This is a genomic window from Novosphingobium mississippiense, assembly GCF_044029535.1.
Lineage (GTDB): Bacteria > Pseudomonadota > Alphaproteobacteria > Sphingomonadales > Sphingomonadaceae > Novosphingobium.
Genome location: NZ_CP147001.1, coordinates 258,300 through 274,170, shown reverse-complemented (window position 1 = coordinate 274,170; position 15,871 = coordinate 258,300). Strand labels below are relative to the sequence as shown.

Genomic DNA, 15,871 nt, shown 5'->3' with positions numbered 1-15,871 from the left:
TCTCCGCCTAATCGAACGGAAAACTGCCGTCATAAGGGACCACCTGATGACCCGTACCGAAGTGACCCGCATTCGCGACCTGATCGACACCGGCCCTCGTTTCGACGAGGCCGATGCCGTGCGCCTCAACCGCCTGTTCCGCGGCACCGACACGAACGAAATGCTCGAAACGGTGCTGAAGGAAGGCATGGCCGGCGATATCGCGATCGTGTCCAGCTTCGGTGCGGAATCGGCGGTTCTGCTGCACCTCGTCGCCTCTGTCGATCCCTCGGTCCCGGTGCTGTTCCTGGAAACGGGCAAGCACTTCCCCGAAACGCTGGCCTATCGCGACCAGTTGGTCGATCGGCTGGGCCTGACCAACCTGATCAACCTGCTGCCCGATGCGGAAGAACTGGCGAAGAAGGACGAAAGCGGGCTGCGCTGGTCCTATGACCCGGACGGCTGCTGCGAGATCCGCAAGGTGAAGCCGCTGGAAAAGGCGCTGTTGAACTACGACGCCTCTTTCACCGGACGCAAGGCGTTCCAGAACGCCACCCGCGCCACGCTGCCACGTTTCGAGATCGACACGACGGACGCGCAGGGGCGCCTGAAGGTCAACCCGCTGATAGACTGGAACCCCGACCGCATCGCCGCCTATATCGCCGAGCATGACCTGCCCCCGCACCCGCTGGTGGCGCAGGGCTATCCGTCGATCGGCTGCATGCCCTGCACCAGCAAGGTGGCGGCGGGCGAAGACCCCCGCTCCGGCCGCTGGCGCGGGTGGGACAAGACCGAATGCGGCATCCACGTCGCCCACCCCACCACGGACCACACCGACCAGAACGCGCCGGAGTTCGGCCTGGATCTGTGAGCTGAGGGTTGGAAGTCCGCTTTCGGGCGGGTTTTCTGACGCTCCCCCTTGCCTGTTGGCCCGCCCAGGCGGGTGCCGAACGTGTCGGGCCTCAAAGGCTGAGCCGTTGTTCAAGAACGCTCAGCCTCATTTCATGACGATCAATCGCCGCCCATAGAACGGGCATCTTCGCCCGATCGGGATGATGTCCTCGCCCGGCAATCGCCATAACGCGCCTTCATCGCCTGCCCCCCAAACGATCCACCACCCACCACTTCGGCAGATAAGGCCGCTCGATCAGCTTCTCCGCCGCATAGGGCCACCAGCCCGGGCCGAAGGGCCAGTAGAGGCGCACCGGAACGCCGAGTTCGTTCGCCACCCGGCTGCTGCGCTTCATGGGGAGGCCACGCAACTGCTCCAGTTCGCAAGGGGTACCCGAAGCTATCAGGATCGCCAACGCCGCGCGGGCCAGTGCCGGGTCGTGCGTGGCCACGCCCACCGGCGCGGAACGCCCGGCGAGCAGTTGCACCAGTTCCAGGAACGCCGCCGTCCGATCCCCCGCATCGCCTTCCGGATCGGCCCACTCGCCCTTGACCAGACGGATGCGCACGGGCGCGTCGCGCAGGCGTTCGGCATCGGCAAGGCTCCGCCGCCAGCGGGCGGGGAGCGCGGTGCCGCTTGCGCCGTATTCGCCCGCCAGCCACTCGACCAGATCGAGCGTCTGCCCCGCCTGCGCGTGGGTCAGTGCATCGAACACCACGGTCATCCCCGATGCGCTCGCCGGGGTGGCCACGGCGCGCAGCAGGGCCTTGTCGAAGTGCAGCGGCGAGGCCTTGATCGCCAGACACGTGCCCGGAACCGCACCGTTCAATGCGTGGGACAGGGCTCCGCAGGCGGTCACGATCCCATCGGGCACGCCATTCCACGCGGGAAAATAACTGAGCGTTGCCGCCATGCCGCGTTCCCGCAGCGAGAGCGCCGCCCGCGCCGCCGCCACCGCATCGGGCGCCGGCGCCACCGCCTCCACCGTGCGCGAGAGGGCCACGCGTACCGTAGTGCCGATGCCCGCGCTCATTTGCGTCCCGGCCGCCGCTGCCACAGCCAGTTGGTCGCCTCCACCGCCAGCGCGGCCAGGCCGTGGAGGTTGTACGGATAGGTCTGCAGCCGCACGCAGGCCATCGCCTCGCGCGTCCACACATCCATGATCCACGGTTCCACTTCGCCCAGCAGTTCGATGCCCAGCAACCCCCGCGCGGTGGCGTCGGTCAGCGCATGAAGCATCAGCAGATTGCCCGGAGACACGCGCGAGAAAGCGGTGTCGAACCCGATCTTGAACAGCCAGTAGCGGCGCTGGAACTCCACGGCGAGCTGCATCGCCACCGCCTTGCCGCCGATCCGCATGAAGGCGATGCGGCAGGCCCCTTCGCCACTCGCGCGGCCAAGGAAGTCCCGGAAGAAGGCCGCCTTTGCCGGATCGCAGCCGAGTGCGGAGCCGCTCTCCCCCTTCCAGCCGCACCGCTCGATCTCCACCGCTTCGTCGAACAGGGTGTCAAATTCCTCGCGGCGCGGGGCGTGCATTTCGAAGGTTACCACGCCTTCGGCCTCGGCCCGGCGACGGGCGCGGCGGAAGTCCGACCGGCGGCCGGAATTGAAGCGCGCCTCGGGATCGGGATTTTCAGGATCGATACCGATCGTGGGGCAACCCGTGGCCGGCCGTACCACCAGCAATCCCCGCCGCCGCATCGCCGTGCGCAACCCGCGCACCAGCGGCGAATCCGCCGGGATCCGCTCCAGCCGCAAGGGCCGCTGCAGCCGCGCCAGATCACGCGCGAGCGCGACGGCGGCCGCATCGTCGCGGCAGAGAGCATCGACCGGCTCGTAGACCTGCCGCTCCCCGGCGGCGTGCCAGCGGCCCAGCCAGCCCTTGCGACGGCAAAGCGGCAGCAGCGCGATGACGCGTCCCCTCTCCCGCACGGTCGCGATATGCCTTACCCGACCCGCCAGCATCGTTTCGGCCAGCGCAGCGTGAAATGCCCGCATCTGCGACGGCAAGCGCGCCTGCGATTCCAGATCGCGCCAGTCGCTTTCGGCTATCTCTCCGGATATCTGCAGGCTGCGCGCGCGCCGGTGCGACGCAGACCCCGCAGGCCCGGCGGCGCGCTCCACCATCGGTGCTTCATGGCGCAAGGCCGATTCCCTTCACGACGCGACTGTCGCCCCCGCGCGAGTGAATAGCCGGAATTGGCTTATCCGAAGTTAAAACTCAGTCCGTTCGGCCGACATCGATGTCTGCAAGTTGCGCAAGGCGAATTGTCGCGTGCAAAAAACACACCTTTAGGGGCCTTGGCTTTGCGCCGTGGCGTACTAAGTGCCAGATGCCCCCAATATTGCAGTGCAACATGACCAACCAGAAACACACCCACCCTGCCCTCGTCACGCTCGCGCTGGCGATGGGCGCCTTCGCGATCGGCACCACCGAATTCGCGGCGATGAGCCTTGTGCCCTATTTCGCCCGCGATCTTCACCTGACCGAGCCGCAGGCGGGCCACGCCATCAGCGCCTATGCGCTGGGCGTCTTCGTGGGTGCGCCGGTGATCGCGGTGTTGGCGGCGAAAGTGGGCCGACGCGCGCTGCTGATCGGGCTGATGGCGATGTTTGCGCTGGGCAACGGGCTTTCGGCAATGGCGCCCAGCTATCCGCTGCTGATCCTGTTCCGCTTCCTGTCCGGCCTGCCGCACGGCGCCTATTTCGGCGTCGCGGCGCTGGTGGCGGCCTCGATGGTGCCGGAAAACCGGCGCGCGCAGGCAGTGGCCATGGTGATGTCCGGGCTGACCGTCGCCACGGTGATCGGCGTTCCGGCCGCCAACTGGCTGGGGCAGGCGCTGGGCTGGCGCGCGGGCTTTGCCGTGGTTTCGGTGCTGGCATTGATGACCATGGTCTCCGTCGCGCTGTTCGCACCGCATCAGCCGCCCTCGGAAGGGGCCAGCGCCGCGCGCGAACTGGGCGCGCTGCGCCGCCCGCAAGTGCTGCTGACCCTGCTGACCGGCGCCATCGGCTTCGGCGGCCTCTTCGCGGTCTATACCTATGTCGCCTCCACCATGATCGAGGTGACCAAGGTTTCCGAAGGGCTGGTGCCGGTGGTGCTGGCGGTGTTCGGCGTGGGCATGACCGTGGGCAACCTGTTCTGGGCCTGGGCGGCGGACCGCGCACAGAGCCGCGCGGCGATCGGCGCGCTGCTGTTCAGCGCATTCAGCCTGGCCCTGTTCCCCTTCGCGGCAGGCAATATCTGGACGCTGGTTCCGGTGATCCTGATGGTGGGCTTTTCCGGCGGCCTGGGAACCATCCTGCAGACGCGCCTGATGGACGTTGCGGGCGAGGCGCAGGCCCTGGCCGCCGCCGCGCACCACAGCGCCTTCAATTTCGCCAATGCGCTGGGCCCGTGGCTGGGCGGGCTGGCCATCTCGGCCGGCTGGGGGCTGACCTCCACCGGCTGGATCGGCGCCGGCCTCTCGCTGGGCGGCCTGGCGGTGTTTCTGCTGACGCTGGTGCACCACAAGCGCGGGGTTGCGCTGCAGGCGGTTCCCGCCTGCGCGTAAAGCGCGGGTTTAGCTTACGTTTTCGCGCAACACTCACTCCCCCCAACACACTCGTCATCCCCGCGAAGGCAGGGATCCCGCTTGTTCTTGCGGGCGTGGCGCGAAGGAAGCGGGGCCCCCGCCTTCGCGGGGGTGACGAAGTGAGTGCTGCTGGGGTATATTCGAGCGGATTCTAGCGGGTCAGTTCTGTTTGCCGCTAAGCTCCGCTCAATCCTGATGCCGCCGCTCCAGCCGCATATGCACGGCGCTGGGCGTGTTCTCCATCTCCGAAACGAAATAGTCCTCGAAGGGCATGTCGTCGTCGAACAGCGGCGCGCCCCTGCCTAATGCGCGGGACATCACGCGCAGCCAGATCTCGTCCGCCTTGCCGGTGCTGAGCGCGGCACTGACCGTTCGCGCCCCGCCGATCACCAGCACCGCCTTGTCGCCCGCCACCTTCTGCGCGGCGGAAAAGGCAGAGGCGAAATCGCCGTGAAAATGGAAATGCAGCCGCGCATTCTCCCGCGGGGCGGGAACCGGGGCATGGTCGGTGACGACGAAGATCGGCACCTGCAGCTCGTAATTGTCGGCATACCAGTCCGGATCGCCGCCTGCCGCGAAGGCCTTCGCGCTCATAACAACGGCACCGCAGGTATCGGCCAGCCGCGCGACCATCTGGGCGCGGCGCGCATCGTCGACCGGGAAAATGGTCACGCCATCGGCATCGGTCCAATATCCGTCGATGCTCGTGGCAGCCTCTACGATCATCCTGCCCATGGGTGTTTCTCCACCTGATATCCTACACCTGTGACGGTCGGTCGCAAAGATGTGAAGAACGCTGCGGCGCGCGAGTTGCCGGAAAGCGGACGAGTCGGGCCTCAGGCGGGATGCGGCGACTGTTTCCGGCGTGTTTCGTTTTCCTACTCGCGTGCAATTTGAAACTCTTGCGCGATGCAGGACAGGGCGACTCGAATTGCGATCAGGATCAGCGGCTTGCCCTCTGGCGGCCACTGCAAGGCGTCCCCTAGGTGGTTTTCCCTAGAGCGTGTCAACTGTGTCAACCGGACCGTCACCTTGCGCAAACGACAGCGGGCCGCCCCCCGCAAAGGGAACGGCCCGCCCGAGTCGCAGCGATGAAGGCGAACTCAGCCGATCATCATCAGGCTGGCATTGCCGCCCGCCGCAGTGGTGTTGATCGAGGTGGAAACCTCCTCCAGCAACCACGCGCCGTTGGGTCCGGCGCTGACATGCACGGGCACGATCGGGCCGGACATGCCCGCCACCGCTTCGCAGGCCGCGCGCACGGCAGCGGCATCCCCCTCCGCCAGGCAGGCAGCGAAGGCTTCACCGGCGTGCGGGTGGAAGCGTGCCTCGATCTCGGCGGGCAGGCCGCCGGGTACATCCAGCCCCTCGACCGTCGCGGTGTTGCCGGTGGCCAGCACCGCCGCCATCTGCGCGAACAGGCCCGCGCGCGTCGCCGGGCGCAGCAGCACGCGGCCGCGCGGATGCAGCGCGTAGAGGTTGCGCTCACCCACCGGGCCGGTCAGCTCGGTCTCCATGCCCAGCGCGGAAGCCGCGCCGATCTTGCGCGCCTCGGCCGCCGCGCTCGCCTCGCCCACGCTCTCCAGCCAGGCAGCGAAGGGTTCGACCAGCGCCGCGCCATGCTTGGCCGGGCCCAGCACTTCGGGCGCCTTGGTGGCCAGACGGCCAAGGTAGAGCGGACCGCCCGCCTTGGGGCCGGTGCCCGAAAGCCCGCGCCCGCCGAACGGCTGCACGCCCACGACGGCGCCGATGGTGTTGCGGTTGACGTAGAGGTTGCCCGCCTTCACGGCCGCCGTCACCCGCTCGACCGTGGCGTCCAGACGGGTGTGCAGGCCGAAGGTCAGGCCATAGCCGGTGCCGTTGATCGCATCGATCAGGCCCGGCAGATCGTCCCGGCGGAAGCGCACGACGTGGAGCACGGGGCCGAAGACCTCACGCCCCAGCTGGGCGATGCTGTCGATCTCGACGATGGTGGGGGCGATGAAGGTGCCCCGCGCGCAGTCGGCGGGGATCGCCACCTGCTCCACCTTGCAGCCGCGCGCCTTCATCGTCTCGACATGCGCGGCGATGTTGCCCTGCGCCTCTGCGGTGATGACCGGGCCGATGTCGGTCGCCAGCGTCTGGGTATCGCCCACGGTGAGTTCGGCCAGCGCGCCCTTCAGCATCTTCAAGGTGCGGTCGGCCACGTCTTCCTGAAGGCACAGCACGCGCAGCGCCGAGCAGCGCTGGCCGGCGGAGTCGAAGGCCGATGCGATGACGTCCGCCACCACCTGCTCCGCCAGCGCGGAGGAATCGACGATCATCGCGTTCTGGCCGCCGGTCTCGGCAATCAGCGGAATGGCGCGGCCATCCGCCGAAGTGCGGCCCGCAAGCTGCTTCTGGATCAGGCGGGCGACTTCGGTGGAGCCGGTGAACATCACGGCCGCCACTTGCGGCGCGGCGACCAGTGCGGCGCCAACCTTGCCGTCGCCCGGAACGAGCTGCAGCGCGTCGGCCGGAACGCCGGCTTCGTGCAGGATACGCACGGCTTCGGCGGCGATCAGCGGGGTTTCCTCAGCCGGCTTGGCCAGCACGGTATTGCCCGCAACCAGCGCGGCGGCAACCTGCCCGGCGAAGATCGCCAGCGGGAAGTTCCACGGGCTGATGCAGACCACCGGGCCGAGCGCCTGTTGTTCCGCACCGAACGTCGCGCGGGCCTGCTGCGCGTAATAGCGCAGGAAGTCGATCGCCTCGCGCACTTCGGCAATGGCGTTCGCGGCGGACTTGCCGGCTTCGCGGATGACAAGGCCCATCAGTTCGCCGATGCGCGCCTGCATCGCATCCGCAGCGGCATCGAGCATCGCGGCGCGCTCGGTCACCGGCGTACCGCCCCAGCGGCTGATCGCAGCGCGCGCGACCATGACGGCGGCCGCTTCGGGGGCCACTTCCATCACTTTGCCCACCACGTCGCGATGATCGGCGGGGTTCAGCACTTCGCGCACCTTGCCCTGCGCATTGGCGGGCATGGCGAACCATTCGCGGGCGACCGAGGCCTGCAGCGCATCGGCCAGTCCGGCCAGCGCGTTTTCATCGGCAAGATCGATACCGGCCGAGTTGCGGCGGCCGGCGTAGAGGTCGCCCGAAACGGCGATCTCGCTGTGGCGGGCGCCGGGGTGCGGCATGGCGCGCACGACTTCGACCGGATCGGCCACCATCTCGTCCACCGGCACGGCAGGATCGGCGATACGGTTCACGAACGAGGAGTTGGCGCCATTCTCCAGCAGGCGGCGCACGAGGTAGGCCAGCAGCGTCTCATGCGTGCCCACCGGCGCGTAGATGCGGCAGGGACGGTCCAGCTTGTCGGCACCGACGACCTGCGAATAGAGCGGTTCGCCCATGCCGTGCAGGCACTGGAACTCGTACTTGCCGATGGCGAAGTCCGGCCCGGCCAGGTGGTAGATCGTCGCCAGCGTCTGCGCGTTGTGGGTGGCGAACTGCGGAAACACCGCGTCCGGCGCGGCCAGCAGCTTCTGCGCACAGGCGACGTAGGACACGTCGGTGTGGACCTTGCGGGTGAAGACCGGGAAGTCGGCCAGGCCATCCACCTGCGCGCGCTTGATCTCGGCATCCCAGTAGGCGCCCTTGACCAGACGCACCATCATGCGGCGGCCGGCGCGGCGGGCCAGATCGATGATCCAGTCCAGCACATAGGGGCAGCGCTTGCCATAGGCCTGCACCACGAAGCCCAGACCGTCCCAGCCCGCCAGATCCGGATCGAGCGCCAGACTCTCCAGCAGATCGAGCGAGAGTTCGAGGCGATCGGCTTCCTCGGCATCAATGTTGATGCCGATGTCATAGCCCTTGGCGATCACCGCCAGCGCCTTCACGCGGGGCAACAGTTCGCCCATCACGCGGCTCGCCTGCGCGCGGCTATAGCGCGGGTGAAGCGCGGAAAGCTTGATCGAGATGCCGGGGCCGCCATAGACGCCGCGCCCGGCACTGGCCTTGCCGATGGCATGGATCGCGTTGACGTAATCGGTGTTGTAGCGGTCCGCGTCGGCCGCCGTCGTCGCCGCTTCGCCCAGCATGTCATAGCTGTAGCGGAAGCCCTTCACTTCCAGTTCGCGGGCGCGCTTCACCGCCTCGTCGATGGTCTCGCCAGTGACGAACTGCTCGCCCATCAGACGCATCGCCATGTCCACGCCGCGACGGATCACCGGCTCACCGGCACGCGCGACCAGACGCGTCAGCGCAGCGCCAAGGCCCTTGTCATCGACGGAGCCGACCAGCTTGCCGGTAACGACAAGGCCCCAGGTGGCGGCATTGACGAACAGCGACTTACCATTGCCCAGGTGCGCGCCCCAGTCGCCGCCGGCGATCTTGTCGCGGATCAGCGCATCGCGGGTGGCATCGTCGGGAATGCGCAGCAGCGCCTCGGCCAGACACATCAGCGCAACGCCCTCCTCGCTCGACAGCGAGTATTCCTGCACCAGCCCCTCGACACCGGTGCCCTTGTGGTTGGCGCGCAGCGTGGTGACGAGATTGCTGGCGGTCGCACGGACGGCGGCGCGGGTGGCGTCGGGCAGCGTCGCGGCTTCCAGCAGCGGGGCCATGCATTCGGCCTCGTCGCGGCGGAAGGCATCGGTGATGGCGCTGCGCAGCGGGGTCGGCGCGCTGATGGCGGGGGCGAAAGCGGCGAATGGCGGGGTCTGGGTCATGCGCGCACAATATCGCGGGCCCGCGTGGCGGTCCGACTTTTCACGCGACCAAAACAGGCCATATGGACTTATATTCAGGCCATACCTAGTCTATCCGCATGGCCAAGCCGATCAAATCAGTCGATCTGGACGAACACGACCGCAAGATCATCGCAACGCTCAGAAACGACGGGCGAATGAGTGTCACCGAACTGGCCCGCGTGGTCGGTCTGTCCAAGACGCCTTGCCAGGTACGGCTGCGCCGGCTGATCGATTCGGGGGTGATCCGGGGCTTTCACGCGGCGGTCGATCCGGCGGCTCTGGGACTGGATCACGTGGCCTTCACCGAAGTGAAGCTGTCCGACACGCGCGAGCAGGCGCTGAAGGAGTTCAACGCGGCGGTGCGGCGCATTGCCGAAGTGGAAGAATGCCACATGCTGGCCAGCCACTTCGACTACCTGCTGAAAGTCCGCACGCGCGACATCCGCCGCTATCGCGAGGTGCTGGGGGAGAAGCTGTCCAACCTGCCGCATGTCGCCAGCACGTCGACCTATGTGGCGATGGAAACGGTGAAGGATACCGGGAACGTCTAGAGCGCTTTCCAACCAGCTGGAATCACGTGATGATTCGGAAAAACGCGGCAAACCAAAATCCTGGCGCCGTGGATCCGACGCACTCGGATCGGAGCTGCCCCAGCCCCCTATTCAGGGCCACGACACCCCGCCGTTCCCGCCAAGGCGAGAAGCCCGTTCCTACTCTCGGTGGCGGAAGGAAGCAGGCCCCCCACCTGCGTGAGGGCGACGAGATGATTCACAGAAACTAGACGCTTGAGGCGCGGCGTCGGCGCCCGTTGGAAACGCGCCCCTAGGGGCATTTCAAGCGCAACGCCAGCCCTCTCCCCCCGCCCCCTGCAAATATGCTGATGGGCATCGGCTGTCAGAGGCGGAGGAGAGATGCTGCGAAATCGCCTTCAGCGGGTTTTGGAACCGCCGCTCAGGCCGCGCGAAGGCCCGGCCTGCGCCCTTCCTCGATCTGGAACAGACCGGCCTTCGCCGCCAGCGCGGTGGCGTCGGACGAGAGCGAGCGGGTGGCTGCCGAAGTCTCTTCCACCATCGCCGCGTTCTGCTGGGTGGAGCGGTCCATCATGCCGACGGTCTGGTTGATCTCGCTGATGGCGATGGCCTGCGCATCGTTGTCACGCGCCATGGAGGCGACCAGCTTGTGCACCCGGTCCACCTCTCCGGCGATCCGCTCCAGCTCCTGATCGACGCGGGTGACGGCCGAGGCCGCTTCCTCGATCTCGTTGCGGGTGGCCGAAAGCCCGTCGCGCGCGCGGCGTGCCTCTTCTTCCGATCGCATGGCCAGCGAACTGACGAGATCGGCCACGACCGCGAAACCGCGCCCTGCCTCCCCCGCGCGGCCGGCTTCCACCGCCGCGTTCATCGCCAGAACGCGGGTCTGGAAGGCGATCTTGTCCAATCCCTCGATCACACCGTCGATCCCGCGCGCGCTTTCCAGCACGGTGCGCATGGCCTGCACGGCATCCACCGCCACGCCGCGCCCGTCCGTCACCGCTTCCAGCGCGCCGCCGGCAATCTCCAGCGTTTCCTGGGCGCCGCCGGCGGTCACCTTCACGCGGTCTTCCACCTGCTGCAGCGTCGCCGCCGCCTGCTCCAGGCTGGCGGCATTGCTTTCGGTACGGCGGGCAAGGTCTTCCGAAGCACGCGCGATCTCGCCCGCGCCGCCCTGGATCGCGCTGGAGGTCTGCACCACCGAACCGATCGTGCCGCGCAAGTTGGCCAGGCTCTTGTTGTAGGACTGGGTGAGCGAAAGGTAGGTGTTGGGCAGATCGTCGATCTCATGCACCAGATCGCCATCGGCCAGGCGCGACATCGCCCGGTCCAGCGCGGTGATGGCCTGCGTACGCTCCGCCTCCGCCTCGCGGAAATAGATCGAGATGGACAGGTCCATGTCCAGCATAGCCGCCTTCACCAGCGCGCGGCTGATCTTGCCGGCATCGCTGCCGGGGCGGAACAGGCGGCGCCAGGGGCTGGCGGTGCGCTCCACGGCGGCCATGATCTCTTCCAGGATCATCGCATAGCCGCCGATGTACCAGCGCGGCTCCAGCCCGATCGTCGCATGGACTTTGCCGATGCGCGAGACGGCGTCGTAGTAATCCTGATCGAACTTGCCGGTGGCAATGCGCAGCCAGTGGCCCACCTGCGCAGACTTGGCGGAATCGATATGGCTGTCGCCCCGGAACATGCGCGCCATTTCGGGCGTCGCGCGGACACGGGTGTAGAAACGGTCGAGAGCGGGGCCGATGCACTTGCGCAGGAGCGGCTGGGCAGATGCGAGCACGCGACGCTGCGCAGCATTGAACTCAAGGAACGTGAGCCGTTCCTCGATGGTCTTGATGGTCAACTTCATCTCCTTCGCGGGCGGCCGCTCTGACCGGATTTCAAATTCCCCACGAAGGCTATCTTAGGACGAAAACGCGCCTTCCCGGCGGCCACGGCCGGGAATTTTTGGCGGAAGTGCGGCAGGTTAAACGATTGCAGCGGGCCTTCGGAAAGGCGGCGCGGGCGCTTACCCGCCCTTGGGCAGCACCTTTGCCCAACGCGCATCGAGCCCGGCCTGCGCCACCGCGCCCCTGCCGCGCGAAACCAGCGAAACGCCGCGCAGAGTGACGCTGTGCCCGCTCAGCCAATGACCCGAAATGCTGTAGCCGATGTCGTAGAGGGCGGCATCCTCATGCACTTCCCCATCGACCAGGAAACGGGTCCTGATCACCACCGGCAACCGCTCGTCCCCCCGGCTGTCGTCGGGCAGTTTCGCCGCGCTGCGGGCCTTTTCCAGTTCCCGCTCGAACCACTTTGCCTCGATCCTCGGCTCGCCGGTGGTTTCGGCGGGCGCCACGCCCAGCGCGGTGGGGAACACGATCGTCTGGCTTTGCACGGACTGTTCGGGCGAGGCCGGCTTCAGGATCAGCGTCCGGTCCCCCGAACCGCTCGCCACCAGAACCAGCGTTGCCGCACGGGTAGACGCGCGCCGGGCATCCGCCTGCTTCACCGCGTCGCTGTCGCTGCGTTCGGACCAGTTGTTCCACAAGGTCAGCGCGGAAATCACCACTGCGACCACCGCCAGCACTTCGCCCAGCGTGATCCATCGGCGCCGGATCGCCGCCGCCTCCGCCGCGCGCGCTTCGGCCTTGGCCTCGGCTTTGGCCCCGGCTTTGGCCCCGGCTTTGGGTTGAGAAGGTGATTCCGGGCGGGGAGTATCGTCGCTCACGCGCCCGTTCCATCATTTTCGCCGGCCAGGGTCAAGCGGAAGCGAAAGGGCGGGTTCCGGTATCGAGGACGGTGCACGGGTTGCCGAGACACGACTTGCCGATGCACGCTTCGTCCGCCACAGCGCCACCAAGCCGCATTCGCGAACCCACCGGCCATACTCATCTGGAGCCTCCATGACCGCCCCCGTTTCCGCCTTCACCGGCAAACCATCCATCGGTCGGGACACGCAGCTTTGCATGTCGCTCTCCGGCCGGCCCGGCAATGCCGGATCGCGCCTGCACAACACGCTCTATGGGCGGCTGGGGCTGGACTATGTCTACAAGTCCTTCACCACCACCGACCTGCCCGCCGCGATCGGCGGCATCCGCGCGCTGGGCATTCGCGGCTGCGCGATCTCCATGCCGTTCAAGGAAGCGGTGATCCCGCTGCTCGACGGTCTGGAAGGCTCGGCCCGCGCAATCGACAGCGTGAACACCATCGTCAACGACGATGGAGTGCTGACCGGATACAACACCGATTACACCGCCGTGCGCGATCTCGTCGCCCGGCGCGGCATCGATCCGGCCACGCCGTTCGTGCTGCGCGGCAGCGGCGGCATGGCCAAGGCCGTGGTGGCCGCGCTGCGCGACCTTGGCTTCCGCGACGGCACCGTGGTCGCCCGCAATGCCAAGGCCGGGCCGGCCCTTGCCGAACAGTACGGCTTCCGCTGGCTGCCCGAACTGCCCGAACAGGGTGCGCCGATGCTGATCAATGTGACGCCGCTGGGCATGGAAGGCCCGCAGGCAGACGAACTGGCGTTCCCCGTCGAACAGATCGCCGCCTGCCAGATCGCCTTCGACGTGGTGGCCCAGCCCGCCGAAACGCCCTTCATCCAGGCAGCGCTGGCGGCAGGAAAGACCGTCATCTCCGGTGCGGAAGTGATCGTGCTTCAGGCCGTGGAGCAATTCGTGCTCTATACCGGCATCCGCCCGGACGCCGATGCCATCATCGACGCAGCCACCTTTGCCCACGGCCCCAACGTCGCTACGCGCTTGCGCGATGCCGTTTGCAACGGCTGACGCAGAACCTCCATTCGGCACGACCATAGTCGCCCGCTCTTCGGTAAGGACCCAGTCATGACAAGAACCACGCTCACGCGCTTCCTCCTTGAAAAGCAACGCGAACCGAATTCCACCTGCCCTGCCGAACTGCGCCTGCTGATCGAAACGGTGGCGCGCGCCTGCAAGGCGATCAACCACGCCATCGGCAAGGGCGCCCTGGGCGACGTGCTGGGCAGCCTGGACACCGAAAACGTGCAGGGCGAAGTCCAGAAGAAGCTGGACGTTCTGGCCAACGAACTGCTGGTCGATGCCAACGAATGGGGCGGCCATCTGGCCGGCATGGCGTCCGAGGAGATGGACACGATCCATCCGATCCCCAACCGCTATCCCAAGGGCGAATACCTGCTGGTCTACGATCCGATCGATGGGTCCAGCAACGTGGACGTGAACCTTTCGGTGGGCACGATCTTCTCCGTGCTGCGCGCGCCTGCCAACAGCGCGGGGCGTGAGGTGTGCGAGGAGGATTTCCTGCAGCCCGGCACCGCGCAGGCCGCCGCCGGCTACGCGATCTACGGCCCGCAGACGCTGCTGGTGCTGACGATCGGCTCGGGCGTCTACGAATTCACGCTGGACCGCGAACTGGGCGCCTGGATCATGACCGACGGGCCGATGCAGATCCCCACGGGCACGTGCGAGATCGCGATCAACATGGCGCGCCGCCCGCAGTGGTCGCCCGCCGTTACCCGCTATATCGACGAACGCCTGACCGCCGGCGAAGGCCCCTGCGGCCGACCCTACAACATGCGCTGGACCGCATCGATGGTGGCGGACGTGCACCGCATCCTGAAGCGCGGCGGCGTGTTCCTCTATCCGGCGGACAGCCGCACCACAGGCAAGGCACGCCTGCGCCTGCTCTACGAAGCCAACCCGATGAGCTTCCTGATCGAACAGGCCGGCGGCGTCTCGATCGACGGCCACGGCCGCGTGATGGATGTGCAGCCGGTCGGCCTGCACCAGCGCATCGGCCTGATCCTGGGCGACCCCGAAGAAGTGGCGGCGCTGCAGGAAACCGCAACGGCCTGAAGCACACTGCCGGCGGGGCTGTCCGACAGGTCGGTCAGCCCCGCCGGCGCAGCGCTTCGCACAGGACCGGATCGCGCACTACAGCATCGCATCGACCGCCGGGTAGATGCCGCGCTCGACAAGCGCGCGGCGGGTGCCGGAGGGCCGCCAGCCGAGAGCGGCGATGCTTTGCCTTGCGTCATAAGTCGCGCGGTGGGCCCGGCATTTCCAATCATGCAGGCTGGAAAGATGGCGATTGGGATGGCGGATCGCCACTTTCACCCATCCACGCGCCAGGTCCATCAGCCAATATCGCCAGATGGCCCGTGGCTTGGCTTGCACCCTTTCCCTGCCCCCTGCTCGCGCCTGCATTGCCGAGGCATAGTCCCGCGCGGACAGAAGCGGGGCGTCTGCTATAAGAAAACTCCGCCCCTCGATCGCCGGAGCATCAAAGGCCCGGACAAGCGCGTCGGCCGCATCCTCGACAAGCACGAAGGGAAGTTTGTTCTCGCCGTCCCCCCAGTAGGTCAGGCGGTTCCATGCCGAAAAACGACCCACACCATGATGGGCCGGAGAACGGCCCTCCCCGATCACGATACCAAGGCGCAGGATGACCAGCGGCAGGTGCCGCTCCCGCGCCATGTCCAGAAGCAGGCGCTCGCACGCAGCCTTTGAACGCGCGTAATGATTGCGACGATCGATGCCCGGGTCGAGTGAAGTCGATCCATCGATGCGGTCGGCCGCGTTGGCCGACGCATAACTATCGATCGAACCGACGTAGATGAACCGGCGGGCCCCTTGTCGCAACGCGGCTTCCGCCAGCCGGCGCGTCGCCTCTACGTCATTGTCGAGATAGTCCTGCCAGTTTCGCCCCCCGCCCTGGGCAAGGTGATAGACGGCGTCCACGCCGTTCAGTGCAGCATCGAGAACTTCGGGATCGCGATAATCTGCTTCCACGTATTCAACGCGTTGATCATCCGACACAGTTTGCGCGTTTTGCAGGTTCCTGGTCAGCACGCGGGTCGCATGTCCGCATTTCGCAAGGCGGGCGACAACGTGCCTGCCGATAAAGCCGGTACCGCCGAGCACCAGCACACGCGGTACATCAGGCGTGCGAACCCGCGCGTCCTGGCCATGGCAATCCTGAGTTTCGCCATCATTTCGCGTCAATGACGAATGCATGGAGATTACCCCCCTCCTGAAATGCAAGGCCGCCAAGCGCAAGAACAGGAAAAAACAGGATAGTGCTTTGATCTTCCTCCGTAACTGGAAGAATTCTGGACAGAAATCTGAGAGTTGATTGCAGCGCCGGATCGGATCAGATCGCCATTGGGTGCATGTCAAGGATCGCCTT

The 15,871-nt window shown here is 66.9% G+C and carries 12 protein-coding genes; 5 read left to right on the top strand and 7 right to left on the bottom strand.

What is annotated here, in order from left to right:
• Positions 1-46: 46 nt before the first annotated feature.
• Entirely contained in the window at positions 47-850 is an 804-nt protein-coding gene (locus WBP06_RS01285; protein ID WP_395331071.1) for a phosphoadenylyl-sulfate reductase, read from the top strand.
• Positions 851-1,067: 217 nt separating this feature from the next.
• Here the strand turns inward: WBP06_RS01285 and WBP06_RS01280 are convergent, their stop codons facing one another.
• Together WBP06_RS01280 and WBP06_RS01275 are read right to left on the bottom strand one after the other, a co-directional pair.
• Positions 1,068-1,904: a proline dehydrogenase gene (locus WBP06_RS01280; RefSeq protein WP_395331069.1), complete on the bottom strand. Its 837-nt coding sequence runs from the start codon at positions 1,902-1,904 to the stop codon at positions 1,068-1,070.
• On the bottom strand, positions 1,901-3,016 hold the full coding sequence (locus tag WBP06_RS01275; protein WP_395331067.1) for a GNAT family N-acetyltransferase: 1,116 nt from the start codon (positions 3,014-3,016) through the stop codon (positions 1,901-1,903). Before WBP06_RS01275 ends, WBP06_RS01280 begins: the two co-directional genes overlap by 4 nt.
• A gap of 212 nt (positions 3,017-3,228) precedes the next feature.
• Between WBP06_RS01275 and WBP06_RS01270 the strand changes: the two genes are divergently transcribed.
• Positions 3,229-4,425 (top strand): MFS transporter, encoded by a 1,197-nt coding sequence (locus tag WBP06_RS01270; RefSeq protein ID WP_395331065.1) that lies wholly within the window; start codon positions 3,229-3,231, stop codon positions 4,423-4,425.
• A 207-nt stretch (positions 4,426-4,632) separates the two neighbouring features.
• Here the strand turns inward: WBP06_RS01270 and WBP06_RS01265 are convergent, their stop codons facing one another.
• Both WBP06_RS01265 and putA read right to left on the bottom strand, forming a co-directional pair.
• Positions 4,633-5,181 (bottom strand): dihydrofolate reductase family protein, encoded by a 549-nt coding sequence (locus tag WBP06_RS01265; protein ID WP_395331063.1) that lies wholly within the window; start codon positions 5,179-5,181, stop codon positions 4,633-4,635.
• A 368-nt stretch (positions 5,182-5,549) separates the two neighbouring features.
• The gene (putA, locus tag WBP06_RS01260) at positions 5,550-9,143 is read right to left on the bottom strand and encodes a trifunctional transcriptional regulator/proline dehydrogenase/L-glutamate gamma-semialdehyde dehydrogenase (protein WP_395331061.1); all 3,594 of its coding nucleotides are present in this window, start codon (positions 9,141-9,143) and stop codon (positions 5,550-5,552) included.
• A 98-nt stretch (positions 9,144-9,241) separates the two neighbouring features.
• Here putA and WBP06_RS01255 point away from each other — a divergent pair, with 98 nt between their 5' ends.
• Positions 9,242-9,715, top strand: a complete 474-nt coding sequence (locus tag WBP06_RS01255) for an Lrp/AsnC family transcriptional regulator (protein ID WP_395331059.1) — start codon at positions 9,242-9,244, stop codon at positions 9,713-9,715.
• A gap of 400 nt (positions 9,716-10,115) precedes the next feature.
• Here the strand turns inward: WBP06_RS01255 and WBP06_RS01250 are convergent, their stop codons facing one another.
• A complete protein-coding gene (locus tag WBP06_RS01250; RefSeq protein WP_395331057.1) occupies positions 10,116-11,546 on the bottom strand; it encodes a protoglobin domain-containing protein in 1,431 nt (476 codons plus the stop codon).
• 165 nt (positions 11,547-11,711) lie between these two features.
• Positions 11,712-12,413 (bottom strand): hypothetical protein, encoded by a 702-nt coding sequence (locus WBP06_RS01245; protein WP_395331055.1) that lies wholly within the window; start codon positions 12,411-12,413, stop codon positions 11,712-11,714.
• A 175-nt stretch (positions 12,414-12,588) separates the two neighbouring features.
• Here WBP06_RS01245 and WBP06_RS01240 point away from each other — a divergent pair, with 175 nt between their 5' ends.
• Entirely contained in the window at positions 12,589-13,473 is an 885-nt protein-coding gene (locus tag WBP06_RS01240) for a shikimate 5-dehydrogenase (RefSeq protein ID WP_395331053.1), read from the top strand.
• 57 nt (positions 13,474-13,530) lie between these two features.
• Positions 13,531-14,538 (top strand): class 1 fructose-bisphosphatase, encoded by a 1,008-nt coding sequence (locus tag WBP06_RS01235; RefSeq protein WP_395331050.1) that lies wholly within the window; start codon positions 13,531-13,533, stop codon positions 14,536-14,538.
• Between the two features lie 78 nt (positions 14,539-14,616).
• Here the strand turns inward: WBP06_RS01235 and WBP06_RS01230 are convergent, their stop codons facing one another.
• Positions 14,617-15,861 carry an NAD-dependent epimerase/dehydratase family protein gene (locus WBP06_RS01230; RefSeq protein WP_395331047.1) on the bottom strand — a complete coding sequence of 415 codons (1,245 nt, stop codon included), beginning with the start codon at positions 15,859-15,861 and terminating at the stop codon, positions 14,617-14,619.
• Positions 15,862-15,871 lie beyond the last annotated feature (10 nt).

Coding starts and splice junctions, on each gene's coding strand:
- putA (WP_395331061.1), bottom strand. CDS start 9,143: ATGACCCAGACCCCGCCATTCGCCGCTTTCGCCCCCGCCATCAGCGCG.
- WBP06_RS01280 (WP_395331069.1), bottom strand. CDS start 1,904: ATGAGCGCGGGCATCGGCACTACGGTACGCGTGGCCCTCTCGCGCACG.
- WBP06_RS01240 (WP_395331053.1), top strand. CDS start 12,589: ATGACCGCCCCCGTTTCCGCCTTCACCGGCAAACCATCCATCGGTCGG.
- WBP06_RS01270 (WP_395331065.1), top strand. CDS start 3,229: ATGACCAACCAGAAACACACCCACCCTGCCCTCGTCACGCTCGCGCTG.
- WBP06_RS01235 (WP_395331050.1), top strand. CDS start 13,531: ATGACAAGAACCACGCTCACGCGCTTCCTCCTTGAAAAGCAACGCGAA.
- WBP06_RS01255 (WP_395331059.1), top strand. CDS start 9,242: ATGGCCAAGCCGATCAAATCAGTCGATCTGGACGAACACGACCGCAAG.
- WBP06_RS01265 (WP_395331063.1), bottom strand. CDS start 5,181: ATGGGCAGGATGATCGTAGAGGCTGCCACGAGCATCGACGGATATTGG.
- WBP06_RS01285 (WP_395331071.1), top strand. CDS start 47: ATGACCCGTACCGAAGTGACCCGCATTCGCGACCTGATCGACACCGGC.